This is a genomic window from Caulobacter sp. KR2-114 (genome assembly GCF_049446115.1).
Taxonomy (GTDB): domain Bacteria; phylum Pseudomonadota; class Alphaproteobacteria; order Caulobacterales; family Caulobacteraceae; genus Acaudatibacter.
Genome location: NZ_JBMSEC010000009.1, coordinates 13,006 through 37,886, shown reverse-complemented (window position 1 = coordinate 37,886; position 24,881 = coordinate 13,006). Strand labels below are relative to the sequence as shown.

Sequence of the window (24,881 nt, the reverse complement as noted above, 5' to 3'; positions counted from 1 at the left end):
GCCTGACAGCGCTGGTTCCATCCCCGGCCGGGCGCCCTATGCTGGCTCAAACGACTGTTCGATTTTGAGGGACGCATGGGCTTTTCGAGCGTGCTGATCGCCAACCGCGGCGAGATCGCCATCCGTATCGCGCGGGCGGCGGGGGAGCTGGGCCTGAAGACGGCCATGGTGCACGCGGTCGACGACGCCCGCTCCCTGCACGTCAAGGCCGGGGACGTGGCCGTCGCCCTGCCGGGAACCGGCGCGCGGGCCTATCTCGACATCGACGCCATGATCGCCGCCGCCCGCGCCGCCGGCGCCGACGCGGTGCATCCCGGCTACGGCTTCCTGTCGGAGAACGCCGCCTTCGCCCAGGCCTGCGGCGAGGCGGGTCTGACCTTCATCGGCCCGGGGCACGAAGCCCTGGACGCGTTCGGCGACAAGGCCAAGGCCCGCGCCCTCGCCGCCAAGAAGGGCGTGCCGGTGATCGACGGCACGGCGGGCGGCGCCTCGCCCTCGGAAATGCACGGCTTCTTCGCCCGCCTGCCCAAGGGCTCGGCGATGATGATCAAGGCCGTGGCCGGCGGCGGCGGGCGCGGCATGCGCGTGGTTCGTACCGTGGAGGAGCTCGACGCCGCCTATGCCGCCGCCAGCCGCGAGGCGGAGGCGGCGTTCGGCGACGGCGCCCTCTATGCCGAGCGGTTCATCGAGCGGGCGCGGCACATCGAGGTGCAGATCGCCGGCGACCGGACCGGGGTGCTGGCGCTCGGCGAGCGGGACTGCAGCCTGCAGCGCCGCCACCAGAAGATCGTCGAGATCGCCCCCGCCCCCGGCCTGACCGAGACCCTGCGCGCGCGGCTGCACGACGCGGCGGCCACGCTCGGCGCGGCGGTGCGCTACCGCACCCTGGGCACGGTGGAGTTCCTGGTCGACGTCGAGCACGGCGAGTTCGCCTTCATCGAGGCCAACGCCCGGCTGCAGGTGGAGCACACCATCACCGAGGAGGTCACCGGCGCGGACCTGGTCAAGGCGCAGATCCAGCTGGCCGGCGGCGCCAGCCTGGCGGCCCTGGGCCTGGCCGAGACGCCTCGGCCCCGTGGCTACGCCATCCAGGCGCGGGTCAACCTGGAGACCCTGACGCCCGACGGCGAGGCGCTGCCCAGCGGCGGGCTGCTGATCGCCTACGAACCGCCGTCCGGCCCCGGCGTCCGCGTCGACGGCTACGGCTACGCCGGCTACCTGACCAGTCCCAACTACGATTCCCTGCTGGCCAAGGTGATCGGCCGCGCGCAGACCCTGGCCGAGGCGGCCGCGCGCACGGAGCGGGCGCTGGCGGAGTTCCGCATCGAGGGGGCGGACAGCAACATCGGCCTGCTGCGCGCCATCCTCACCGAGCCCGAGGTGCTGGCGGGCCGCGCCACCACCGGCTTCGTCGAGGCCAACGCCCGCGCGCTGCTGGCCAAGGCCGCGACCCTGGGCCAGCGCATCTTCGCCGACGCCCCCGCCGCGCCCCTCGTCGACGCGCCGCCGCAGCCGGCGGTCCTGGCGATCCCCGATCCGGACGGCGCCCAGCCGGTGGTCGCCTCGCTGCAGGCCACCGTCGGCTCGGTCGACGTGGCGGAAGGCGACCTGGTCCGTCCGGGTCAGGCCATCGCCATTCTCGAAGCGATGAAGATGGAGCATGTGGTGACCGCCGACGTCGGCGGCCGTGTCGCCCGGATCGCCGCGACCCGGGGCGACGTGCTGCAGAAGGGCCAGCCGATCCTGTTCGTCGTTCCCGAAGAGGTCGAGGGCGCCGAGGCGTTGCAGGAGGAGGCTGTCGACCTCGACTTCATCCGTCCCGACCTCGCCGAGGCGCTGGAGCGCTGGCGCATCACCCGCGACGAGGCGCGGCCCGAGGCCGTGGCCCGCCGCCGCAGCCGAAACCAGCGCACGGTGCGCGAGAACATCGACGACCTGGTCGATCCCGGCAGCTTCCTGGAGTATGGCGCCTTCGCCCTGGCCGCCCAGCGCCGGCGTCACCCGGTCGAGCATCTGATGAAGATCAGCCCTGCCGACGGCCTGGTCTGCGGCGTCGGCCAGGTGAACGGCGCCCTGTTCGGGGCCGAGGCCGCGCGCTGCGCCGCGCTGGCGTACGACTTCACCGTGCTGGCCGGCACGCAGGGCGGCATGAACCACCGCAAGACAGACCGGCTGCTGGAGATCGTCGAGCAGGAGGAGCTGCCGGTGGTCTGGTACGCCGAGGGCGGCGGCGGTCGCCCCGGCGACACCGACGGCGGCGGCGCCTCGGGGCTGGCCACCCCCAGCTTCAAGGCCTTTGCCCGCCTGGCCGGTATCGTGCCGAAGATCGCCGTGGTGTCCGGTCGCTGCTTCGCCGGCAACGCCTCGTTCGCCGGCATGAGCGACATCATCATCGCCACCAAGGGCGCCAACATCGGCATGGGCGGGCCGGCGATGATCGAGGGCGGGGGCCTGGGCGTGTTCACCCCCGAACAGATCGGCCCGGTCGACCTGCAGGCCGCCAACGGGGTGCTCGATGTCGTGGCCGACGACGAGGCCCACGCCACGGTGATCGCCAAGCAGGCGCTGTCCTATTTCCAGGGCGCGCTGCCGACCTGGGCGGCCGCCGACCAGCGCCAGCTGCGGCGCGCGGTGCCGGAGAACCGCCTTCGGGTCTACGACGTGCGCCAGGTGATCGAGACCCTGGCGGACGAAGGCTCGTTCCTGGAGCTGCGCCGCGCGTTCGCCCCCGGCCTGATCACCGGCTTCGTCCGCATCGAGGGCCGGCCGATGGTGCTGATCGCCAACGACCCGATGCACCTGGGCGGCGCGGTGGACTGCGACGGCTCGGACAAGGGCGCGCGGGCCATGCAGCTGGCCGACGCCTACGACCTACCGGTGCTGTCGCTGATCGACACCCCCGGCTTCATGGTCGGTCCCGACAGCGAGGCGCAGGCGGCGGTGCGCAAGACCAGCCGGTTCTTCATCAATGGCGCGCGGCTGGGCACGCCGATGTTCTCGGTGGTGCTGCGCAAGGCCTACGGCCTGGGGGCCCAGGCGATGGCCGGCGGCTCGACCCTGGCCCCCACCTTCTGCGTCGCCTGGCCGACCGGTGAGTTCGGCGGCATGGGCCTGGAGGGCGCGGTGCGCCTGGGCTACGCCAAGGAGCTGGCCGCGCAGACCGATCCCGAGGCCCAGAAGGCCCTGTTCGACAAGCTGCTGGGCAATCTCTATGCGGTCGGCAAGGCGATCAACGTCGCCGCCATGCTGGAGATCGACGCCGTGATCGACCCGGCCGACACCCGCCAGTGGATCGCCCAGGGGCTGAAGGCTAGCCGCCCCCGCCACGGCCCGCGGCGGCGGTTCGTGGATGCGTGGTAGCGCCCGCGCATTTGCCGACCGCAGAGCCGGCAGGATGCCAGTTTGACCTTCTCCCCTTGCGGGAGAAGGTGGCCCGCGTCAGCGGGTCGGATGAGGGGTGGACGATCCGTTCGAGACAGAGGCCGGCCTCGCGCCAACCGGATTCGTTTGTCGACCCCTCATCCGTCTTGCTGCGCAAGACACCTTCTCCCGCAAGGGGAGAAGGACAAGCTGTCGCCGCACGCCGTGGATCCCGGAGCGCGGCGCCGCAAGCGGGGGAAGAGGTCTTGAGCCGCCGCCGATCCGGCGCCCATACTTGAGGCATGATCACTCGTCGATACGGCAACCTCGCGCTGCGCAAGGACCCGGCGCCCGAGGCCTCGGCCCACCTCGAGCGGGAGGGTTGGGCGCACCTCCCGGATGTGCTGGACGCGGCCCAGGTCGCCGCCCTGCACGCCGAGATCACCGGCGTGTTCGAGACCAGCGAGGCCGACCGGCCGCAGGACACCCTGGGCGAGTTCCGGCACGGCATGCTGAACCGCTCGGCCCTGTCGCAGCAGGCGATCGCCAGCCGCGCCATCCTTGACGTGATCGAACCGCTGCTGGGCGAGGACTGCCATGTGATCGCCAACACCGCCTGGCGAAACGTCGCCGGCCACCAGGGCGGGCGCTGGCACACCGACGCCGGCCCGCATGTGCCGCGCCCCGCCGGCGTGCCCTGGCCGGACGAGATCCCCTATCCGATCTTCGCCATCGGCATGCACCTGTTCCTGATCGACTGCCCGCTGGAGGCCGGCCCCACCGGCATCCTGCCGGGCTCGCACCGCTCGGGCCGCTCGCCGCCGCGCGACGCCGACGAGCAGGGCATGGCGCTGACCTTCGAAGGCCGCGGCATCCAGCTGCTGCCGGCCAGGGCCGGCGACGCCATCCTGTTCGTGTCCGACGCCTGGCATCGCGGCACGCCGGCCCAGCCCGGCTACGGCCGGTTCTTCCTGCAGGCGCACTACGCGCGCCGGGACATCGCCCAGCGCGTGCTGACCACCCGCGAGGTCAGCCACGTCACCCCGGAGGCCGCCGCCCGCGCCGGGACACCGCGCGACAAGACCCTGATCGGCCTGCACGCGCCCTTCTTCTATGACGCCTGAGGCCGCGCCCGGGCGACAGTTGAAGATCGCCGTCTACGGCATCTGCCTGAACGAGGCGAACAACGTCGAGGGCTACATGGCCTGCGCGGCGGAGGCCGATCTGGTGGTGATGGCGGACACCGGCTCCACGGACGGCACGGGCGAGCGGTTCCGCGCTCTCGGCGCACAGTTGCACGACATCCGCATCCTGCCCTGGCGGTTCGACGACGCGCGCAACGCCGCCCTGGCGCTCGTGCCGGCCGAGGTGGATGTCTGCGTGTCGCTGGATCTGGACAACCGGCTGCCCTCCGGATGGCGCGACATCGTCGAGCGCGCGTTCGTCGGCCCGGTGAACCAGCTCAACTATACCTCGCTCTGGGCCCGGACGGCGGACGGGGCGCCTCGCCGGTTCCTCGACAACCGGATCCACGCCCGCAGCGGGTTCCGCTGGACCGGTCCCTGCCACGAATACCTGGCGCCGGTCGGAGGCCCCGCCCGCCCCGCCACCGCCGCCGACCTGGTGGTCGAACAGTTCATGGACCTGGAGAAGCCCCGCACCCAGTACCTGCCGCTGCTCGAGATGGCCGTGGCCGAGCGGCCCGACGACCGGCGCAGCCTGCACTATCTCGGCCGCGAGTACGCCTTCCACGGCCGGCTGGCCGAGGCGGTGGCGATGTTCGAGCGCTACCTGACCATGCCGCCGGCGATGTTCGACGCCGAGCGCAGCGCCACCCTGCGGCTTATGGCCGAGTGCGAGCGGGGCCGGGGCGACGCCGAACGCGCCCTCAGGCTGTGCCACCAGGCCGCCGAGGAGAACCCGACCCTGCGCGGCGCCTGGACCGACCTGGCCTGCGCCCACTATCACGCCGAGCGCTGGGAGGCCTGCTGGGCCGCAGCGCGCCAGGCGACCGCCCTGCCCGACCAGGCCCAGGCCTATGGCGCGGAAGCCTGGTCGGCGGTGCTGCCCGAGGACCTGGCGGCGATCAGCGGCTGGCGGCTGGGCCACCGGCGCGAGGCGCTGGCGTTCGGCCGCGCGGCCCTGGCCAAGGCCCCCGGCTCGGAACGCATCCGGGCGAACGTCGAGCAGATGGCCAGGGCGCTGGGCGAGCCCTGAGGCTGGCCCTGCCTCACCAGGGGATGGCGCCGAAGGTCGCGTGGGTGAAGCCGCCGGTCGGCGCCGCGCTGCCCAGCAGGGCGAGGCGCACCGCTTCCGCGGCCCCGGATTCCACCGTCTCGGTCCCGCGGTGGCTGTTGATGGCGGTATTCACGAAGCCGGGGGTCACGGCATTGACCCTGATCCCTTCCGCCTCGAGCTCGATGGCGAAGGCCACGGTGATCGCGTTCATCGCCGTCTTGGAGGCGGCGTAGGTGGGCGAATATTCGCTCCGAAGCGGCTGTTTGGGATCGGAGACCACGGTCAGCGAGCCGAGGCCGCTGGAGACGTTGACGATGCGGGCGCCGGGCGTCGCGCGCAGCAGGGGCAGCATCGTCTGGGTGACCGCCAGCACGCCGAAGACGTTGGTCTCCCAGACGTCCCGGACGTCGTCGAGGCGGACGGTGCTGGCCTTCGACTGGGCGGTATACTCGGCGTAGTCCATGTCGGGCGCCCGCGCCGGCCGCGAGATCGCCGCGTTGTTGATCAGGACGTCCAGTCGCCCTTGCTCGTCCCGGATGCGTTCGGCCGCCGCCGCGATCGACGCCTGGTCGGTGACGTCCAGCTGGATCGCATGGGCGCCCGCGCCGATCGCCTGCGCCGCCGCCTCGCCCCGCTCGAGCCGGCGCGCGCCGAGATAGACCTCGAAGCCCTGCGCCACCAGGTCCTTGACGATCTGCAGGCCGATACCCTGGTTGGCGCCGGTGACGAGGGCGACGGGCGAGGTTTGGCTCATGGCGGAGATCCTTGGGTCTGAGGCTGCAGACCTAGTGGCGCGGAGCCGGACGTTCTATAGGTCGAAGTCCGCAATGCGTTTACGAAAGTCCAGCCTTGCAGGACCCTCTCTCCCAGATCGTCCGCCTGCTGCAGCCCGTGTCGCCCCAGGCCCATGCCGTGGACGGCGCGGGCCCGTGGGGCGTTCGCCGCGAGGAGGTCGGACGCCCCTACTTCTGCGTCGTGCTGCAGGGCGCCTGCCGGCTCGCCGTGGACGGCGAGGCGCCGGTGATCCTTCAGGCGGGAGACTTCGCCCTGGTGCCGTCTGCGGACGGCTTCCTGCTGTCCAGCCCGGACGCGACGCCCGACACCCTCGATGAAACCGCCATCGAGCTGCCCACCGGCGAGTGCCGGATCGGACGCATCGACGGATCACCGGACGCCCGTCTGCTGACCGGCTATTGCGCCTTCGCCTCGCCGGACGCCGACATCCTGTTGTCGCTGCTGCCGCGGCTGGCGCACGCCCGGGGCGAGACGCGCCTGGCGATGCTCACCCATCTGGTCAGCGAGGAACTGGGGGTGCAGCGGCCGGGCCGCGACGCCGTGCTGGAGCGGCTGCTGGAAGTGCTGTTCATCGAGGCGCTGCGGTCATCCGCCTGCGTCTCGACCGCCCCGAACCTGCTGCAGGGGCTTGCCGACGAGCGCCTGGCTCAGGCCCTGCGGCGGATTCACGAAGCGCCTTCGCACAGGTGGACCGTGGCCGAGCTCGCGCGGGAGGCCGCCCTGTCGCGGTCGGCCTTCTTCGAGCGGTTTCACCGCGTGGTCGGGGTTGCGCCGATGGCCTATCTCGCCGCCTGGCGCATGGCGACCGCCAAGACCTTGCTGCGCGACCGGTCCCGCAGCCTGGGCGAGATCGCCGAACAGCTGGGCTACCGCAGCGCCAACTCGTTCAGCATCGCCTTCACCCGCCGCTTCGGCGCCCCGCCGACCCGATACGTGAGCTGAGGCCGCGCCGGCGCACGCGCCGGCGCGGCCGCTTGCCGTCTTCAGAAGGTCAGCGCGCGCACTTCCTTGACGTGCGGCAGGGCGCGGATCTTGGCCACCAGGGCGTCATCGGGAGTCTGGTCGATGCCGACCAGGGCGATGGCGTCGTCGCCGGCGGAGACGCGGCCGAGGTTGAAGGTGGCGATGTTCACCCCCGCCTCGCCCAGCAGACCGCCCAGGGCGCCAATGAAGCCCGGCTTGTCCAGGTTGTTGACGTAGAGCATGGCCGGGGCGAAGGCGGCGTCCAGCTCCATGCCCTTGACCTCGACGATGCGCGGCGCGCCGGCCACCACCGTGCCGGCGAAGGCGCGGCGGCCCATCTCGGTGGTCACCGTGATGCGCATCAGGGTCTCGTAGACCGGGCTGGTTTCCTGGCGGCTTTCGGAGATGGTAATGCCGCGTTCCTTGGCCACGGCCGGGGCCGAGACCATATTGATCTGCGCCAGCATCGGCTTGAGCACCCCGGCCAGGGCGGTGGCCGTCAGCGGCTTGACGTTGAGCGCGGCCACGTCGCCCTCGTAGGCGATGTCGATGCCCTTCAGGCCCACGTCGACCATCTGGCCGGCGAAGGCGCCCAGCTTCTCGGCCAGGGCGATGAACGGCTTCAGCTTCGGCGCATCCTCGGCGCTGACCGAGGGGCTGTTGAGCGCATTGCTCACCGCGCCGGTCAGCAGGTAGTCGCTCATCTGTTCGGCGACCTGCAGGGCGACGTTCTCCTGGGCCTCGTTGGTCGAGGCGCCCAGGTGCGGGGTGGCGATGAAGTTCTCGGCCCCGAACAGCGGGTTTTCCTTGGCCGGCTCCTCGACGAACACGTCGAACGCCGCGCCGCCCACATGCTTCTCGTCCAGCAGCTTGCGCAGCGCCGCCTCGTCCACCAGGCCGCCGCGGGCGCAGTTGATGATCAGCACGCCCTTCTTGGTCTTGGCCAGGGCCTCTGCCGACAGGATGTTGCGGGTCTTGTCGGTCAGCGGGGTGTGCAGGGTGATGATGTCGGCGCGGGCCAGCAGCTCGTCCAGCTCGACCTTCTCGACGCCCATCTCCACCGCGCGCTCGGGCGACAGGAAGGGGTCGTAGGCGACGACCTTCATCTTCAGGCCGTTGGCGCGATCGGCGACGATCGAGCCGATGTTGCCGGCGCCGATCAGGCCCAGGGTCTTGGCGTACAGCTCCACGCCCATGAAGCGGTTCTTTTCCCACTTGCCGGCCTGGGTGGAGACGTCGGCGGCGGGCAGCTGGCGGGCCAGGGCGAACATCATGGCGATGGCGTGCTCGGCGGTGGTGATCGAGTTGCCGAACGGGGTGTTCATCACCACGATGCCGGCGCCGGTGGCGGCCGGGATGTCGACGTTGTCGACGCCGATGCCGGCGCGGCCGATCACCTTCATGTTCTTGGCGGCGGCGATCACCTCCTTGTCGGCCTTGGTGGCCGAGCGGACGGCGAGACCGTCGTAGTCGCCGATGATCTTCAGCAGCTCTTCCTTGGAAAGGCCGGTCTTGACGTCGGCGTCGACGCCGCGGGCGCGGAAGATCTCGACGGCGGCGGGCGAAAGCTTGTCGGCGATGAGGACGCGAGGAGCCATGGGGATATGTCCGTATGCGGGCCGCGTCCCTCCAGAGGGTCCGCGGGCGTGAGGGGGGGAGCTCGCCCGGGCGCTTCAGGCCCGGGCGTTGTCAGGGTGTCAGGCGGCGGCCAGTTCGGCGGAGACCTGGGCGAAGGCCCAGTCCAGCCACGGCGTCAGGGCGGTCAGGTCGTCCGCCTCCACCGTGGCGCCGCACCAGATGCGAAGGCCGGGAGGGGCGTCGCGGTAGCCGCCGATGTCCAGGGCCGCGCCTTCCTTTTCCAGCAGCGAGGCCAGCTTCTTGGCGAAGTCGGCCTGGGCGTCGGCGGAAAGGGCGGTGACCTTGGGATCGACCACCTTCAGGCACACGGAGGTGTTGGAGCGGATCGCCGGATCCTCGGCCAGGAAGTCGACCCAGGGGGTCTTGGCCACCCAGTCGGCCAGCACGCCGAGGTTCTCGTCCGCCCGGCGCTTCAGCTCGGCCAGGCCACCGATCCCCGCCGCCCACTTCAGGGCGTCCAGATAGTCTTCGACGCACAGCATCGAGGGGGTGTTGATCGTCGCGCCTTCGAAGATGTCGGCGCTGATCTTGCCGCCCTTGGTCATGCGGAACAGCTTGGGCATCGGCCAGGCCGGGGTGTGGCTCTCGGCGCGGGCCACGGCGCGCGGCGACAGGATCAGCACGCCGTGCGCGGCCTCGCCGCCCAGCGCCTTCTGCCAGGAGAAGGTCACCACATCCAGCTTGGCCCAGTCGAGGTCCTGGGCGAAGGCGGCGCTGGTCGCGTCGCAGATGGTGACCCCCTGGCGGTCGGCGGCGATGAAGTCGGCGTTCGGCACGCGCACGCCCGAGGTGGTGCCGTTCCAGGTGAACACCAGGTCGGCGTCCGGGCGGACCTTGGTCAGGTCGGGCAGCTTGCCGTACGGCGCGTCCAGCACCTCGGCGTCGAGCTTCAGCTGCTTGGTGACGTCCGTCACCCAGTCCTTGCCGAAGGATTCGAAGGCCAGCAGCTGCACAGGCCTGGGGCCCAGCAGCGACCACAGGGCCATCTCCAGGGCGCCGGTGTCGGAGCCGGGCACGATGCCGATCAGGTAGTCGTCCGGGACCTGCAGCACGGCGCGCGTCTGGTCGATGGCGGCCTGCAGCCTGCCCTTGCCCAGCTTGGAGCGGTGCGAGCGGCCGAGCACCGCATTGCGCAGATTTTCAGGGGACCAGCCGGGGCGCTTGGCGCACGGGCCGGAAGAAAACTCGGGGCGAGCCGGACGCATGGCCGGCTTGGCGAGGGTCGTCATAGCGATGTCTCCCATCCTTGCAGATGAGCAGCGCCCCGTTGGGAGGGCGTGGCCCGGGGCGCAAAAGCCTCCGTTCTCGCCCAAACACAAGCGGAAAATTTTTCGCCCCGCGGGCTTGCGCTCATCCGCCGCGGCGGAAGATCACCCCTCGGAAGCGGCCGCGGCCGCCTTCTGCGCCTCGAGCCGGCGCTTGCGCACGCGCCGGCGCCAGGAAACCGCCGTTCCGCCGACGATGGCGATGACGATGCCCAGGGTGTCGATGTTGTTGATGCGCGCGAACAGCAGGTTGTGCGGGATTTCGGCGACCATGTAGTAGGCGTGCAGGCTGAACTGCACCGCCTGCAGCATCATCGCCGCACCCAGCCACAGGCTGGCGAAGCGTATGGCGAGAAACAGGAATCCGGCCGCCAGGGCGGCGTCGACGCCCAGCAGGGCCACCGGCTGGATGTCCGGGCTGAGAAGAGGGTGAAGGAACATGGCGAACAGGCCGGCGGCCAGATTCAGTCCGCCGCCGACGCGTTCAGCCGCATCGCCCTTCCACAACGCGAAGGCGAATGCGGCTATCAGTACAATTGTACCGATTTGCGAATAGATGGTGCCAAACATGAATCACGCCTCTGACAGTCATCAGAGGCGTGAAACAAGTTAATCTTCCGCAACCGTGGCTGCGGAGATTTATCTGATTAGCTGGCGACCCGCATGGTCGGACGCTCTTGGTCCACCGACAGGCTGCTCTTGTCTTCGAAGCCGGCCATCTTGGCGCGGATGCCGATGCGCAGCTTCGACTCGTTCAGCTCGTTGTGGGCCGCCACCATCGCGGTGCGAGCGGTGCTGAGCGCCGAGATCGCATCGACGACGCGGGCAGCCGCGGTGTCACCGAAAACCGCGGACAGACCAAGGTCCTTCCGCGCTTGCAGCATGTCAGCCATCAGTTCTGAGGCTTCGGCCAGGGCCGCGTCGACCGCATTCTCGGTCGCGAAGAGCTTCGTAGCAACGCGTTGAGCAACAAACACTTTTTCCACGGAACACCCTCCGATAACCCCTTATGGGAAGCCTCAAGGTAAACGAAACCTTAAGGTGTGTCCAGGGAAAAGATTCATCGTGTCTTCGCCTGTGAAGCGAAGCGTTAGGAATGCGCAGGTATTAAACACCAGGAACGCGTTTATCCGCGACCTTATGGTTAATATCGGGCAGCAAATGCGCAAAGCTACTCACCCGCCATTCCAGGCGCGTGTCGCAAGCGTCGCGATTGTTACGACAGTCGCGGTGCTGGTGGCGGCTTGCGTGAGCTTCATGCTGCAACAGTGGAGCGTCGCGCGCCAAGAGGCGAAGCACTCCTATACGACTTTGTCGCAGGTGGTCGCCAACGCCGCCGCGCCCGCCCTGGCGACCGGCGACATCCGCGGCGCCGAGAAGACGCTGGAGGCCGCGGGCAGCCAGAAGGGCCTGATCGAGGCCCAGCTGCTTGATCGCAACAGTCAGCTCGTCGCCCGATATGCGCCGCCGCCCTCGCGCGACACCATCGGCCAGAAGGAAGACCTGTTTCGCCAGCCTGTGGTTTGGGCAGGCACACGGGTTGGCGAATTGAAGATGCGATCGGCCGAGCCGTCGCTCGCCGCGCTGCTGCCCCGCTTCCTGGCGCTGACCGGCGCCCTGTTCTTCGGGGCGAGCGGCATCGCCCTGTTCGTCGCCCAGGGGCTGGCGCGCCGCGTGGCCGCCCCGGTCGAGCGACTGTCCAACGCCATGGCCGAAGTGGCCGCCAGCGGCGAGTTCAAGCCGGTGGCCGAGGAGACCGAGGACGACGTCTTCCACCGGCTGACCGAAAGCTTCAACGCCCTGCTGGCGCAGCTGGACAAGAACCATCGCGAACTGCACGAGACCATGGCCGACCTGGTGGAGGCGCGCGACGCCGCCGACGCCGCCAACGTCGCCAAGTCGCAGTTCCTGGCCAACATGAGCCACGAGATCCGCACGCCGCTGAACGGGGTGCTGGCCATGGCCGAGGTGATGGACCGCGGCGATCTCGCCCCTGCCCAGCGCGAGCGCCTGGCCGTGGTGCGCCAGTCCGGCGAACAGCTGCTGGCCGTGCTCAACGACGTGCTGGACCTGTCCAAGATCGAGGCCGGCAAGCTGGACCTCGAGGTCGGCGACTTCGAACTGGAGCGCGTGGCCCAGAGCGTGCGCGACACCTTCAACGCCGTGGCGGCGGGCAAGTCCGTCGGCTTCAGTGTCGAGGTGGCGCCGGAAGCCGCCGGCGTGTGGCGCGGCGACGCCGACCGCCTGCGCCAGATCGTCACCAACCTGGTGTCGAACGCCTTGAAGTTCACGTCGCAAGGCGAGGTCAAGGCGCGCTTCGAGCCGGCCGACGCCGGCGGCATCCGCCTGTCGGTCTCGGACACCGGCATCGGCATCCCCGCCGAGAAGATGGCCGGCCTGTTCGAGAAGTTCACCCAGGCCGATTCCTCCACCACGCGCCGCTATGGCGGGACGGGCCTTGGCCTGGCGATCTGCCGCGAGCTGGCCCAGCTGATGGGCGGCTCGATCAGCGTGGTCAGCGAGGAGGGCAAGGGCTCGACCTTCTACGCCGAGCTGCCGCTCAGCCAGGGCCACGCCGCCGCCGCGCCGGAAGCGCCGGCCCCCGCCGAGGAGATCGAGGGCCGCAGCGTCCGACTGCTGGCGGCCGAGGACAATGCGGTGAACCAGAAGGTGCTGCAGGCGATCGTCGAACCGATGGACGTCGAGCTGGACATCGTGGCCGATGGCCGCGCCGCGGTGGAAGCCTGGCGCAAGGGCGCCTACGACCTGATCCTGATGGATATCCAGATGCCGGTCATGGACGGCATCGCCGCCGCCAGGGCCATCCGCGCCGCCGAGGCCGGCGAGGGCCGCCACCGCACGCCGATCCTCGCGCTGACCGCCAACGCCATGGTGCACCAGATCGAGGAATACCTGGTCGCCGGCATGGACGGCCACGTCTCCAAGCCGATCGAGATCGCCAAGCTGTACGACGCGCTCAACCGGGCGCTGGCCGGGGAAAGCCAGGCGAAGGCGGCGTAGCGCGGCGCGCGGCAGCCCCCTTCCCCGCTTCGCGGGACTTCCCCCAAAGGGGGAAGAGAACGGGTGTCCAGGCTAGAACGCTGCCTCTCTTCCCCCTCTGGGGGAAGTACGGCCGAAGGCCGGGATGGGGGCTCCGCCGGGGCGCAACCTCACACCCGGAGTGTCCCCTCCAGCACCGTCACGGCCCGACCGCGCAGCAGCACGCGGTCACCGGCGTGTACGCACTCGAGGTCCGCGCCGCGGCCGGGATAGGCCTGATGGAAGCGCAGCGTCGGCCGGCCGAGCTTGTCGGCGAACAGCGGCGAGGCCATGCAATGGTAGGAGCCCGTCGCCGGGTCCTCGGGGATGCCCGAGCCCGGGGCAAAGAAGCGGCTGACCACCTCGTACGGCCGCCCGGCGTCGGCCAGGGCCGAGACGCCGATGTTGCCGCGCCCGCCGGTGGAGTCGGTGGAGATCACCTTGACCGCCGCCAGGTCCGGCGACAGGGCGCGGACCGCCGCCTCGTCCCGCAGCACCGCCACCAGATACTGGCCGGCCCAGACCTCGACCGGCTCGGCGCCGAGGGCGGCGGCGAGGCCTTCCGGCGTCTCGATACGGCGGGGCGGATTGGCGGGGAAGTCCATCTCGTAGCCCTCGCCTGCGCGCGAGACGGTCAGGGCGCCGGACTGCAGGGTCTCGAACACCACCGCCCCAGCGGTCAGGCCCAGCTCGGCGAACAGCACGTGGGCGCTGGCCAGGGTGGCGTGGCCGCACAGCGGCACCTCCACCGCCGGCGTGAACCAGCGCAGGCCGAAGCGGGCCGGATCGCCCGTCTTCAGCAGGAAGGCCGTCTCGGCCTGATTGTTCTCCGCCGCCAGCGCCTGCATCCAGGCGGCGTCCGGCCAGGCGTCGAGGGGCTCGACGACACAGGCCTGATTGCCCTTGAAGGGGGCGGCGGCGAAGGCGTCCACGGTCCATTGGCGCATGCTGATCACTCCGAAAGCGCGGGGCAGGCGATCCCGAGACGGGTTGCCAGGCGTTGGCGGACGGCCGGCCAGTCGGACCGGACCACCGAGAAATAGACGGAATCCCGCAGCGAGCCGTCGCGGCGGACCATGTGCGCGCGGAACACCCCTTCGCGCGTGGCGCCCAGCTTGGCGATCGCCGCCTGCGAGCGGGTGTTGCGGTTGTCGGTCTTCAGCTCGATGCGGTTCAGGCCCAGGACTTCGAAGCCATAGCGGAACAGGGCGAACTTGCAGGCCGGGTTCACCGCCGTGGCCCAGACGGCGGGCGTGTACCAGGTGTGGCCGACCTCGACCCGCCGGTGCGCCGGCTCGATCGCGAGGTAGCGGGTCGAGCCCACCAGGGCCCCGTCCGCCAGGGTGCGCACCGCCCACACCGCTTCCCGTCCGGCGCGGGCGATCGCCAGGGCGGCCTCGAACCAGACGCCGAAGTTGTCGCCATGCGCCGGCGCCGGCATGTGCGCCCAGATGACCTCGTGGTCGGCGGCCGCCGCCAGGCCTTCGCGGTGCTGCGGACCCAGCGGCTCCAGGCGCACGCCCGCCGCTTCCAGGGCGACGGCGCAGATCTCGGGAGGAACGGTCATGGCTTGACTCCGACCAGCAATGATCGCCTCATTGTCCCGATTGAAACGCGAGTCAAATTCTATATTGTCATAGTGACAATCTTGGAGAGATCGAGCTTTTGTCCTGGCGCCCCCACCTGCCCGACGGCGACACCCCGGCCTACCTGCGGCTGGTGGACGCCCTGGCCGCCGACGTCGCGGCCGGCGCCCTGGCCCCGGGCCAGCGCCTGCCGACCCATCGCCGGCTGGCGGAAGACCTGGCTCTGGGCGTCGGCACCATCACCCGCGCCTATGCCGAGGCCGAGGCGCGTGGGCTGATCACGGCGCGCGTCGGCGCGGGCAGCTTCGTGGCCGACGCGCTGGCCCTCCCCGGCGCGACGACCGACACGGCCGGCGGTCCGGTGGACCTGGCCCGTAACCTGCCGCCCATGGCGCCCGCCGAAGCGGCCCTGGCGCGGTCGCTGCCGCGGCTGGCCCGCCGGGCGGACCTGGCGGCCTGCCTGGCCTACGCCCCGAACGCCGGCCTGGACGGGGCCCGCCGCGCCGGCGCCGCGTGGATCGCGCGCACCGCCAACTGGGACGGGGCGAGCGCCGAGCGGGTGATCTGCACGTCGGGAGCACACCAGGCGATCGCCAGCGCGATCCTCACCGTCTGCCGGCCGGGCGACGCCCTGATCGTCGAACGGGCCACCTTCTATGGGGTCAGGCTGCTGGCCGGGCGTGTCGGCCTGCGGCTGATCGCGGCCGACATGGATGGCGAGGGCCTGACCCCGGACGGCCTGGCGCGGGCGGCGCAGGACAGCGGCGCGCGCGCCGCCTATGTGCTGCCGCTGCAGAACCCCACCGGGCGGTTGATGGGCGCGGCGCGCCGACGGGAGATCGCCGAGACTGCGCGCCGTCTGGATCTCAGCCTGGTGGAGGACGACCTGTTCGCCGGCCACGTCACCGACCTGGGCCTGGCCCCGATCGCCGCGCATGCGCCGGAGCGGACCTTCTATGCCTCCGGCCTTTCCAAGGCGGTGGCCCCGGGGCTGCGCACCGGCTACCTGGTGCCGCCGGCCAGCGCCTTCGACCGCTCGCTGGAGAGCCTGCGCGCCCTGGCCTTCGGCGCCCCGACCTTCGGCAACGCGATCGCCACGGACTGGATCGAGCGCGGCGAGGCCTTCCAGGTGCAGGCCGAGGTCACCGCCGAACTGGCCGCGCGGCTGGAGCTGGCGCGGCGGATTTTCGGCCCGGCGATGGAGCCGATGACGAGGCCGGCGAGCTCGCATGTCTGGCTGCCGATGTCCGAGCTCGACGCCGAGCGGGTGGCCGGCCAGGCCCTTCGCCAGGGCGTTGAGGTCACCTCCCCTCGCCCCCCGTTCCTGCCAGGGATCCCCGTCGACGGCCTGCGCGTGTGCCTGGGCGGCCCCGCCGACCGCAACGCCCTCGCCCGCGCCCTGGAGGTGGTCCGCGCCGCCGTGCAGGACGCCCCACAGACCGCCGCCGCCTTCGTCTAGTCAGGACCTGCCGATGCCCGTCGAGACCGCCTTTGGCCCCTATGCCGTCAGCGACGATCCCGCCCGCTTCGACCTGACCCGCGGCTATGCCTGGATCAGCGGCGACAGCTACTGGGCCGGCGGCATTCCGCTCCAGACCTTCGAGCGCGCCGTGCGCGGCAGCCTGACGATCGGGGTCTACGACCCCACGGGGGCGATGGCGGCGATGGCCCGGGTGGTCACCGATCGCGCCACCTTCGGCCTGATCGGCGACGTGTTCGTCGACCGGGCGCACCGCGGCGCGGGCCTCGGCAAGGCGATCATGGCCTACATCCGCGCCCACCCCGACCTGCAGGGCCTGCGCCGCCTGATGCTGGCCACGCGCGACGCGCACGGCCTCTATGCGCAGTACGGCTTCACGCCGCTGAGCGGCGTGGAGAAGTGGATGGAGGTCTGGACGCCGGACGTCTATCGGGCGGCGGCGCCTCGCTCCCCGGACCCGCAAGTTCGCACGTCCTAGGCGTGGGCCCGCGTGTTCGAACCTTCTCCCCTTGCGGAGAAGGTGGCCCGCGTCAGCGGGTCGGATGAGGGGTTGATGATCATTCGGGATGAACTGGCGGCCCCTGGCGCGTCGCCAACCGCCAAGGCCTCGTCCACCCCTCATCCGTCTTGCTACGCAAGACACCTTCTCCCGCAAGGGGAGAAGGACGAAAACAACCGCCTTCGCGGCTTGGCCCAAGGACGCCCGTGAGGGGAAGCGATATCAGTCCAGCTCCACCGTCAGCTCCGGCCAGCGGCCGATGGCGTTCTGCGCCGTGCGCGCCAGGCCTGGCGTGCGGCGGTTCGGATTGTGCCGGATGCGCATGGCGAACAGGTCTTCCAGGCCGAAGGGGGCGATGACGGTGATGCGATCGTCGGCCTCCAGCCGCGCGCCGACCGAGAACGCCGGCGAGGTGAAGCGGGCGATCGCCTCGGCGCTGTTGCGCAGCGGCGGATAGGGCTCGTTGTACTTGGGCTCGAACCACAGGTGCACCCGCGCCTGGTTTCGCACCTCCACCAGGGCGTCGAACGGCGGCTCGAAGGCGGCGGCGACGCGCCTGATCACCACGTCCTCCGCCTCGTAGCTGAGATCGGCGGCGTCGTAGTAGGCCAGGTCGTAGTCCTTGATGCCGTAGGCGGCGTCGCGACCGGTCAGGTGGTTCCACACCGGCTGGTAGACGGCCCCCGAGAAGATCATCCAGTCCGGCAGGTCGAGCGCGCGCGCCGTGCGCATCACGTGCATCAGCCCGGGCGCAGCCCGCAGGATCGCATCCAGCCTGGCTTCCAGATCGCTCATCGCCCTCCCCTACGCCTTTCGCACCGGCCAGGCGTGATCCAGCGGCCCGTGCCCGGCGCCGAAACCCGGCGCGAGCCGGATCGCCTCGGCCACATAGCCCCAGGCCCGCGCCACGGCCGCCTCCAGCGAAAGACCTTGCGCCAGGCCCACGGCGCAGGCGCTGGCCAGGGTGCAGCCCGTGCCGTGGGTGTGCCGCGTGTCGATGCGCGGGCCCTCGAAGGTGGTTTCGCCGTCGGCGGTCATCAGCACATCGATGACCGATTCGCCGGGCACATGCCCCCCCTTCATCAGCACCGCCCTGGCGCCCAGCGTCAGCAGTCGCTCGCCCGCCCGACGCAGGTCGTCGGTGGTGACCACCGTCAGGCCGGTCAGCGCCTCGGCCTCCGGCGCGTTGGGGGTCAGCAGCCTCGCGCGGGGCATCAGCTCGGCCTTCAGCGCGGCGACCGCCTCGGCGGCCAGCAGGCTGGCGCCGCCCTTGGCCACCATCACCGGATCGATCACCACCGGCGCGCCGCCCGCGCGGTCGATCAGCGCCGCCACGGCCCGCACGACGGCCGCATCGCCCAGCATGCCGGTCTTGATCGCGTCGGCGCCGATGTCGTCCAGCACCGCCTCGCCCTGCGCCGTGACGGCCTCAAGCGGGACCGGCCAGACGCCATGCACCCCCAGGGTGTTCTGTGCGGTGATCGCCGTAACCACCGTGGCTGCGAACCCGCCCAGCGCCGTGACCGCCTTGATGTCCGCCTGGATCCCGGCCCCGCCGCCGCTGTCCGAGCCGGCGATGATCAGCACGCGTCCGAGGGCGGCGGGGGATGGCGGATGACTCATCGCGATGGATTATCGCGGCTGTGGCTTCCGCGCCATCGCGGCAAGCGTCGCTTTGTGGCAATGGCCCGCGCCATGAAGCAACTTACAGATGAAACGATCTCCAAGACCCTGTCGTACTGGCTCCGGCACCGGCCGGAGGAGGCAGGGCTGACCCTCGACGCCCAGGGCTGGGCGCCGACCGATGCCGTCATGGCCGAGCTGGCGAGAAGGTTCGGCATCGACTTCGACCGCCTGCTGGCGGTGGTCGAGACCAACGACAAGCAGCGCTACGAGTTCAGCGCGGACCTGGACCGGATTCGCGCGCGACAGGGACACTCGGTTGAGGTGAGCCTCGACCTGCCGCCGCAGCCGCCGCCGGCCGTACTTTACCATGGCACGGTCGAGCGCTTCTTGGACGCCATCCTGGCGGAGGGTCTGAAGCCGATGCGCCGGCACCATGTGCACCTGTCGGCCGACGTCGAGACGGCGACCCGGGTAGGCGCCCGTCGCGGCAAGCCCGTGATCCTGGCTGTGGACGCGGCGGCGATGGCGGCAGAGGGCGCGGTGTTCCATCGCACCGACAACGGCGTCTGGCTCACCGACGCGGTTGCGCCAACCCATCTCAGCCGCGCCTAGGTCAGCGCGCCCGGCGGCGGGTCAGCCCGCCGCCGCCCACACCTCCAGCGCCTGCACGGTCTCGCGCACGTCGTGCACGCGCACCGCGGCGACGCCGGCGCGGGCGCCCAGCAGGGCGGCGGCGAGCGAGCCGCCCAAGCGATCCTCCGCGGTCGCGGCGGTGGGATCGACTGCCTTGAGGAAGCTCTTGCGACTGGCCCCCAGCAGCACCGGGAACCCCAGGGCGACCAGCCGGTCCAGAGACCGCAGCAGCGCCAGGCTGTGTTCCGCGGTCTTGGCGAAGCCAAGGCCCGGGTCGAGCCAGATCCGCTCGCGGGCGACGCCGGCGCCGATCGCCGTCTCGGCGCGGGCCTGAAGGGCGGCCAGCACCTCGGCCACCACGTCGCCGTAGCGCGCCTCGGCGTTCATCGTCCGGGGCGTGCCCTTCATGTGCATCAGCACGACGTCGCAGCCGAGCTCAGCGGCGACCGCCAGGCTGTCCGGCGCGAAGCCGAGCGCCGTCACGTCGTTCCACAGGCTCGCCCCCGCGGCGACGGCGGCGCGGGCCACTTCAGGCTTCATGGTGTCGACGGAGATCGGCGCCCCGGTCTCGGCGCGCAGGGCGGCGATCACCGGGATCACCCGGGCGATCTCCTCGTCCGGCGGCACGGCATCGGCGCCCGGGCGGGTGGATTCGCCGCCGATGTCGAGCACGTCGGCGCCTTCGGCGAGAAGTCGGCGCGCGTGGGAGATCGCCGCGTCCACGCCCCTGCCCCCGTCGGAGAAGCTGTCAGGGGTGACGTTGACGATGCCCATGACCAGGGGACGGGTCACAAAGACGCCCTCCCCTTCACGGGGAGGGACAGCAAGGCAGGGCCTCGCAGGGTGGGGCCTAGTCGCGTGGGGGAGTCGCAAGCCGTCCGCATCGGGGGCTTCATCGCACTTCCCCACCCTGACCGCTACGCGGTCGTCCCTCCCCACGAGGGGGAGGGAGACCTGCGCCTTACGCCAGCTTGGGGTCCGGGCGCGGGGCCAGGGGCACGGAGACCCGCGGACCGGCCGGCGCGTTCTGCTCGGGCTCGTCGCGGTTGGGCGCGACACCCTTCAGCGCGTTGGTGATCTCGTCGCCGGTGAGGGTCTCGTACTCGAGCAGGGCCTTGGCCAGGACGTGCAGATCCTCAAGCTTGGTGGTGAGGATGTGCTTGGCCTCGTCGTAGCCGCCCTTGGTCAGGCGCTTGACCTCGGCGTCGATGATCTTGGCCGTGTCCTCCGAGACGTTCTGGGTGCGCGACACCGAGTGCCCCAGGAACACCTCGTCCTGGTTCTCGCCGTAGGACACCATGCCCAGCTCTTCGGAATAGCCCCACTTGGTGACCATCGCCCGGGCCAGGCGCGTGGCCTGCTCGATGTCGGACGAGGCGCCGGAGGTGACCTTCTCCTTGCCGAAGATGATCTCCTCCGCCACCCGGCCGCCGTACAGGATGGCCAGGCGCGAGGTCATCTGCTCGTAGCTCATCGACAGCTTGTCGCGTTCCGGCAGCTGCATGACCATGCCCAGGGCGCGGCCGCGCGGGATGATCGTCGCCTTGTGCACCGGGTCGGTGGCCGCCACGTTCAGCGCCACCAGGGCGTGGCCGCCCTCGTGGTAGGCGGTCATGCGCTTCTCGTCCTCGGTCATCACCATGGACTTGCGCTCGGCGCCCATCATCACCTTGTCCTTGGCGTCCTCGAAGTCGCGCTGGGTGACCATGCGGCGGTTCTTGCGCGCGGCCATCAGGGCGGCCTCGTTGACCAGGTTGGCCAGGTCGGCGCCGGAGAAGCCGGGCGTGCCGCGGGCGATGATCTTGACGTCCACGTCGGCGGCCAGCGGCACGTTGCGCATGTGCACGCGCAGGATCTTCTCGCGCCCGTTGATGTCCGGGTTCGGCACCACGACCTGGCGGTCGAAGCGGCCCGGACGCAGCAGCGCCGGGTCCAGCACGTCCGGCCGGTTGGTGGCGGCGATCAGGATGATGCCTTCGTTGGACTCAAAGCCGTCCATCTCGACGAGCAGCTGGTTGAGGGTCTGCTCGCGCTCGTCGTTGCCGCCGCCCAGGCCGGCGCCACGATGGCGGCCGACGGCGTCGATCTCGTCGATGAAGATGATGCAGGGGGCGTTCTTCTTGGCCTGCTCGAACATGTCGCGCACGCGGCTGGCGCCGACGCCGACGAACATCTCCACGAAGTCCGAGCCGGAGATGGTGAAGAACGGCACGCCCGCCTCACCGGCCACGGCGCGCGCGATCAGCGTCTTGCCGGTGCCGGGCGGGCCGATCAGCAGGGCGCCCTTCGGGATCTTGCCGCCCAGGCGCTGGAACTTGGCCGGGTCCTTCAGGAAGTCGACGATCTCGGTCAGCTCTTCCTTGGCCTCGTCCACGCCGGCGACGTCGTCGAAGGTCACGCGGTTCTTGTTCTCGGTCAGCAGGCGCGCCTTGGACTTGCCGAAGCCCATGGCGCCGCGGGCCCCGCCCTGCATCTGGCGCATGAAGAAGATCCACACGCCGATCAGCAGCAGGATCGGCAGCATCTGGATCAGGATGCCGACGATGGTCAGCTGACCCGGCGGGTCGAAGTCGTAAGGCACGTTCTTGGTTTCCAGGTGCCTCTGCAGCTCCCCGGTGTCCAGCGGGCCAGTGGCCTTGAGGGTGTGCTTGGTCTTGTCCGTGGCCTCGATGCTCTGGCCATGGATCTTCAGGAAGGTGATCTCGCCTGCATCGACCTTGTTGAGCAGGGTCGAATACTGGACGGGCAGGGTGGCCCCGTTCGGGGATGCGCCCTTCATCACACCATAGACGGCCACCAGGGCCACGATGATGACGACCCAGATCGCCACATTGCGTAGGTTCATGAAACTTCGCCTCTAAGCGCCTTACGCCAACAATTTAGGACGTCCTGTCGGCTTTCGCCACGCGCCACAACGTCTCCTCGTCCGGGATGGCGCCGACTGCGGCGAGAAACCGCGCCGCAACCAGGCTCTCCGCCCCGACGGAACCGGCCTGTGCAAGGATCGGGCAACTGACCTGCCCCTCGCCGTCCACCACCGCCGGCAGGGCCGCCCGCGCGGCGGCCGGCACGGCCTGCAAGGCCTTGGTTTCCTGCGCGGAAAGCCGTGTCGCGAGGCCGCCGAGGGGGCGGGCGACAAGGTCTGGCCCGGCGGCGGTGAGGGCGAAACGGCCGTCCCAGATCCGGGTCTCTCCCGCCGGCAACGCCAGCACCGGCGCGCCGCGGCGGCGAAACTCACCCGCCTCACGCGCGATCACGATGCGGTCATCGGCGGCCATGAGCCGCGCCCCCGCGAGGGAGGCGACGAAGGCCTCCCCCTTCGCAAGCCGGGCGGCAAGCCGGTCCACGGCGGCGCCGGGCGGCGGACGCACGCCGCCGGAGGCGCTGAGCACGGCGGCGGCGAGGCTGTGGCGGTCGAGAGTCCCGCGCCGGAACACCAGGGCGCCGTCCTCCCGATCGCTCAACGCAAGCGTCGGAAAGTCCGCCCCGGGATCGACCCACCCCTCATCCGACCCGCTACGCGGGCCACCTTCTCCCGCAAGGGGAGAAGGACGCTTGATCGGCGATCTCGCGCCACACCCGCTCAGCGCGGCCCGCGCCCGCGCGCGGGCGAAGCGGGGGTCGGCGTTGGCCGGATCGTCGATCCAGGTCTCGCCGCCCGCCGACAGCCAGGCGCGCAGGTCGGCGCGGCGCCAGGCCAGCAGCGGGCGCAGCACGAATACCCCGCGCCCCTCGGGCCAGGCGGGCGACGGCGCCCATTCGCGGGGCGAGGGCGTGGTCGAGCCGGCGGCGCGCATCGCCGCGGCCTCAAGGCCATCGTCGGCCGTGTGGCCCATCATCACGACACCGGCCCCCTCGCGGCGGGCCAGCTCGGCCAGCAGGGCGTGCCGCGCGCGGCGAGCGGCGGCGGGAAGGCCGGCCGCGGGCTTTTCCCCGTCCCAGGCCAGGCTGCGGTGGGCGAGGCCCAGAGCGGCGGCCCGCTGGGCGCACCACCGGGTCCAGTCGGCCCCGGCGGCCTGCAGGCGATGGTCCACGGTGGCGGCGATCAGGCGTCGGCCCGCGGCCGCGGCCCAGGCGGCGGTCATCAGCAGAAGGGCCAGGGAATCGCCGCCGCCCGAGACGGCGACGATCAGTGGCGCATCGACGCCCCGCTGCAGGCGGGCGTCCAGGACGGGGGCGAGGTCGCCGGCCGGGTGGCCTACTGGCACTGCGCGGTGGTGCGCGCCGCCGCCGCCCGCGCCTTCAGGTCGGCGTTGGCCTTGGGATAGTGGATCGACAGCTGTTGCAGGATGCCGCAGGCGTCCGAGTTGCGCTTCAGATTGATCAGCGCGCGCGACAGGTCGAACACCGCGTCCGGCGCCCAGGGCGTCTGCGGCCAGCCGCGGATCGCGGCGATGTCCGCCAGGGAGGCCTCGGAATAGGCTTTCCGCGCCAGCAGGGTCTTGGCGTAGTAATACCGCGCCTCGGGCCCGCGCGGGCTGTCGCCGTACTTGCCGACGAAATCGCTGAACTGCGCCTCGGCCTGGTCGTAGTGGCCGTCGAACAGCGAGCGCTTGGCCGCCTGGAATGCCGTCGCCGGGTCGTCCGACAGTTGCGCCGGCGGCGAGCCGCGGTCGTCGTTCAGCGTCGGCGCGCGACCGCCATCCGGCGGCGGGCCGCCATCCGCCCCGGGCGGGGCGGGCGGCGGACTGGCCAGGGTGGTGACGCGCTGTTCCAGCTGGTCGAGCCGGGCCTTCAGCTGCGCGTTCTCGGTGCGCAGGGCCTGGGCCGTGCGCCGCGACTCGTCCAGGGCGTGCGTCGCCTGGTCCAGCTGGCCGTTCACCCGCTGCAGCGTCTGGTCGAGGTCGTTCACCCGATCGCTGAGGGCGGCGATCTGGTTCTGGGTGTCGGCCGGCTGCACCACGATCGGCTGGCCGGTCTCGCGGCCCTGGAAGACGATGGCGCGCAGTTCGCGCAGCACCTTCTCCATGCGGTCGAGCCGCTTGGCCGAGTGGTCGTCCAGCGGATCGTCCAGCGAGGTCTGCGCCAGGGCGACGCCGCCCCAGGCCAGGGCGGCGACGCAGGCGGCCAGCGTCAGGGAAAGTCGGCGCGAGCCCATGGCGGTCAGCGGGCGCCCTCGGTGATCGCCGTGCGGGCGTTGCGGTTGCGCGCCCAGGCCTCCTCGTTGGAGCCCGGATCGATCGGCCGTTCCTTGCCGTACGAGATGGTGTCGATGCGGCTGGCCGAGACACCGTGCGCCACCAGATACTCCTTCACCGAGTTGGCGCGCCGCGCGCCCAGGGCGAAGTTGTACTCGCGGGTGCCGCGTTCGTCGCAGTTGCCCTCGATGCGCACCCGCACCGCGCCCCAGCGGCGCAGCCACGCGGCCTGGGCGTCGAGCACCGGCTTGGCGTCGGCCCGCAGGGTGATGCTGTCGAGGTCGAAGTACACCAGCTCGCCAGCGTTGATGACGAAGTCCTGCACCGAGCCGGGCACCACGCCGGGCGCCTGCTGCTGGGTCACCGGCGGCGAGGATTCCTGCGGGCGGTAGGGCGCTTCAGGTTCGGCGGGCCCCCTGGGCGCCACCGGACCCTGCGGCTTGGTCGAGGCGCACGCCGCCAGCGAGGCGGTCGCGAGCAGCACCAGCGCCAGTCTTGTGGCGGGACCGAAGGGAAGTTTCATCGCCTTACTCCTCAGATATCCAAGTTCACTCGGTGTCTATATTGGCCCGGCTTGCGCCCCCTCCGCCACGTCAATCCACACGGGCGTTGTCGAAAGTG

At 71.1% G+C, this 24,881-nt stretch carries 22 protein-coding genes; 8 read left to right on the top strand and 14 right to left on the bottom strand.

Annotated features, from left to right (window positions below; all coding sequences use genetic code 11):
- Positions 1 to 75: 75 nt before the first annotated feature.
- From ACO2Q3_RS25010 to ACO2Q3_RS25000, 3 genes are all read left to right on the top strand, one after another.
- Positions 76 to 3,360, top strand: coding sequence for a carboxyl transferase domain-containing protein (locus tag ACO2Q3_RS25010; RefSeq protein ID WP_423311693.1), 3,285 nt, complete (start codon positions 76 to 78; stop codon positions 3,358 to 3,360).
- A gap of 302 nt (positions 3,361 to 3,662) precedes the next feature.
- Positions 3,663 to 4,484, top strand: coding sequence for a phytanoyl-CoA dioxygenase family protein (locus tag ACO2Q3_RS25005; RefSeq protein ID WP_423311691.1), 822 nt, complete (start codon positions 3,663 to 3,665; stop codon positions 4,482 to 4,484).
- A 19-nt stretch (positions 4,485 to 4,503) separates the two neighbouring features.
- Positions 4,504 to 5,577, top strand: coding sequence for a tetratricopeptide repeat-containing glycosyltransferase (locus tag ACO2Q3_RS25000; protein WP_423311689.1), 1,074 nt, complete (start codon positions 4,504 to 4,506; stop codon positions 5,575 to 5,577).
- Between the two features lie 13 nt (positions 5,578 to 5,590).
- On the opposite strand, the gene ACO2Q3_RS24995 is transcribed toward ACO2Q3_RS25000, so the two are convergent.
- On the bottom strand, positions 5,591 to 6,352 hold the full coding sequence (locus ACO2Q3_RS24995) for an SDR family NAD(P)-dependent oxidoreductase (RefSeq protein WP_423311687.1): 762 nt from the start codon (positions 6,350 to 6,352) through the stop codon (positions 5,591 to 5,593).
- 95 nt (positions 6,353 to 6,447) lie between these two features.
- Between ACO2Q3_RS24995 and ACO2Q3_RS24990 the strand changes: the two genes are divergently transcribed.
- Positions 6,448 to 7,335, top strand: a complete 888-nt coding sequence (locus ACO2Q3_RS24990; RefSeq protein ID WP_423311685.1) for an AraC family transcriptional regulator — start codon at positions 6,448 to 6,450, stop codon at positions 7,333 to 7,335.
- A gap of 41 nt (positions 7,336 to 7,376) precedes the next feature.
- Here ACO2Q3_RS24990 and serA read toward each other — a convergent pair whose 3' ends face one another.
- From serA to ACO2Q3_RS24970, 4 genes are all read right to left on the bottom strand, one after another.
- The gene (gene serA, locus ACO2Q3_RS24985; RefSeq protein ID WP_423311683.1) at positions 7,377 to 8,954 is read right to left on the bottom strand and encodes a phosphoglycerate dehydrogenase; all 1,578 of its coding nucleotides are present in this window, start codon (positions 8,952 to 8,954) and stop codon (positions 7,377 to 7,379) included.
- A gap of 99 nt (positions 8,955 to 9,053) precedes the next feature.
- Positions 9,054 to 10,223, bottom strand: coding sequence for a phosphoserine transaminase (locus ACO2Q3_RS24980; RefSeq protein WP_423311681.1), 1,170 nt, complete (start codon positions 10,221 to 10,223; stop codon positions 9,054 to 9,056).
- A gap of 141 nt (positions 10,224 to 10,364) precedes the next feature.
- Positions 10,365 to 10,829 carry a hypothetical protein gene (locus ACO2Q3_RS24975; RefSeq protein WP_423311679.1) on the bottom strand — a complete coding sequence of 155 codons (465 nt, stop codon included), beginning with the start codon at positions 10,827 to 10,829 and terminating at the stop codon, positions 10,365 to 10,367.
- A gap of 77 nt (positions 10,830 to 10,906) precedes the next feature.
- Positions 10,907 to 11,245, bottom strand: coding sequence for a hypothetical protein (locus tag ACO2Q3_RS24970; protein ID WP_423311677.1), 339 nt, complete (start codon positions 11,243 to 11,245; stop codon positions 10,907 to 10,909).
- Between the two features lie 271 nt (positions 11,246 to 11,516).
- On the opposite strand from ACO2Q3_RS24970, the gene ACO2Q3_RS24965 reads away from it, so the two are divergent.
- Positions 11,517 to 13,280, top strand: coding sequence for an ATP-binding protein (locus ACO2Q3_RS24965; RefSeq protein ID WP_423311957.1), 1,764 nt, complete (start codon positions 11,517 to 11,519; stop codon positions 13,278 to 13,280).
- Between the two features lie 149 nt (positions 13,281 to 13,429).
- Here the strand turns inward: ACO2Q3_RS24965 and ACO2Q3_RS24960 are convergent, their stop codons facing one another.
- Entirely contained in the window at positions 13,430 to 14,245 is an 816-nt protein-coding gene (locus ACO2Q3_RS24960; RefSeq protein ID WP_423311675.1) for a PhzF family phenazine biosynthesis protein, read from the bottom strand.
- A gap of 5 nt (positions 14,246 to 14,250) precedes the next feature.
- Entirely contained in the window at positions 14,251 to 14,865 is a 615-nt protein-coding gene (locus tag ACO2Q3_RS24955) for a GNAT family N-acetyltransferase (protein WP_423311673.1), read from the bottom strand.
- 98 nt (positions 14,866 to 14,963) lie between these two features.
- On the opposite strand from ACO2Q3_RS24955, the gene ACO2Q3_RS24950 reads away from it, so the two are divergent.
- On the top strand, positions 14,964 to 16,343 hold the full coding sequence (locus tag ACO2Q3_RS24950) for a PLP-dependent aminotransferase family protein (protein WP_423311671.1): 1,380 nt from the start codon (positions 14,964 to 14,966) through the stop codon (positions 16,341 to 16,343).
- Positions 16,344 to 16,356: 13 nt separating this feature from the next.
- Positions 16,357 to 16,842 (top strand): GNAT family N-acetyltransferase, encoded by a 486-nt coding sequence (locus tag ACO2Q3_RS24945; RefSeq protein WP_423311669.1) that lies wholly within the window; start codon positions 16,357 to 16,359, stop codon positions 16,840 to 16,842.
- Positions 16,843 to 17,085: 243 nt separating this feature from the next.
- Here ACO2Q3_RS24945 and ACO2Q3_RS24940 read toward each other — a convergent pair whose 3' ends face one another.
- Together ACO2Q3_RS24940 and thiD are read right to left on the bottom strand one after the other, a co-directional pair.
- Positions 17,086 to 17,658 carry a nucleotidyltransferase family protein gene (locus ACO2Q3_RS24940; RefSeq protein ID WP_423311667.1) on the bottom strand — a complete coding sequence of 191 codons (573 nt, stop codon included), beginning with the start codon at positions 17,656 to 17,658 and terminating at the stop codon, positions 17,086 to 17,088.
- Between the two features lie 9 nt (positions 17,659 to 17,667).
- On the bottom strand, positions 17,668 to 18,486 hold the full coding sequence (gene thiD, locus ACO2Q3_RS24935; protein WP_423311665.1) for a bifunctional hydroxymethylpyrimidine kinase/phosphomethylpyrimidine kinase: 819 nt from the start codon (positions 18,484 to 18,486) through the stop codon (positions 17,668 to 17,670).
- A 72-nt stretch (positions 18,487 to 18,558) separates the two neighbouring features.
- Here thiD and ACO2Q3_RS24930 point away from each other — a divergent pair, with 72 nt between their 5' ends.
- A complete protein-coding gene (locus tag ACO2Q3_RS24930; protein ID WP_423311663.1) occupies positions 18,559 to 19,101 on the top strand; it encodes an RNA 2'-phosphotransferase in 543 nt (180 codons plus the stop codon).
- A 21-nt stretch (positions 19,102 to 19,122) separates the two neighbouring features.
- On the opposite strand, the gene folP is transcribed toward ACO2Q3_RS24930, so the two are convergent.
- The 5 genes from folP to pal all read right to left on the bottom strand — a co-directional run bounded on the left by folP (position 19,123) and on the right by pal (position 24,783).
- Complete coding sequence (gene folP, locus ACO2Q3_RS24925; protein ID WP_423311955.1) at positions 19,123 to 19,896, bottom strand: dihydropteroate synthase; 774 nt, start codon at positions 19,894 to 19,896, stop codon at positions 19,123 to 19,125.
- A 187-nt stretch (positions 19,897 to 20,083) separates the two neighbouring features.
- Complete coding sequence (gene ftsH / locus ACO2Q3_RS24920) at positions 20,084 to 21,967, bottom strand: ATP-dependent zinc metalloprotease FtsH (RefSeq protein WP_423311661.1); 1,884 nt, start codon at positions 21,965 to 21,967, stop codon at positions 20,084 to 20,086.
- A gap of 34 nt (positions 21,968 to 22,001) precedes the next feature.
- On the bottom strand, positions 22,002 to 23,330 hold the full coding sequence (tilS, locus tag ACO2Q3_RS24915; protein WP_423311659.1) for a tRNA lysidine(34) synthetase TilS: 1,329 nt from the start codon (positions 23,328 to 23,330) through the stop codon (positions 22,002 to 22,004).
- Positions 23,321 to 24,220 carry a tol-pal system protein YbgF gene (locus ACO2Q3_RS24910; RefSeq protein ID WP_423311657.1) on the bottom strand — a complete coding sequence of 300 codons (900 nt, stop codon included), beginning with the start codon at positions 24,218 to 24,220 and terminating at the stop codon, positions 23,321 to 23,323. The genes tilS and ACO2Q3_RS24910 overlap by 10 nt, the downstream gene beginning before the upstream one ends.
- 5 nt (positions 24,221 to 24,225) lie before the next feature.
- A complete protein-coding gene (pal, locus tag ACO2Q3_RS24905; RefSeq protein WP_423311655.1) occupies positions 24,226 to 24,783 on the bottom strand; it encodes a peptidoglycan-associated lipoprotein Pal in 558 nt (185 codons plus the stop codon).
- Between the last annotated feature and the right edge of the window lie 98 nt (positions 24,784 to 24,881).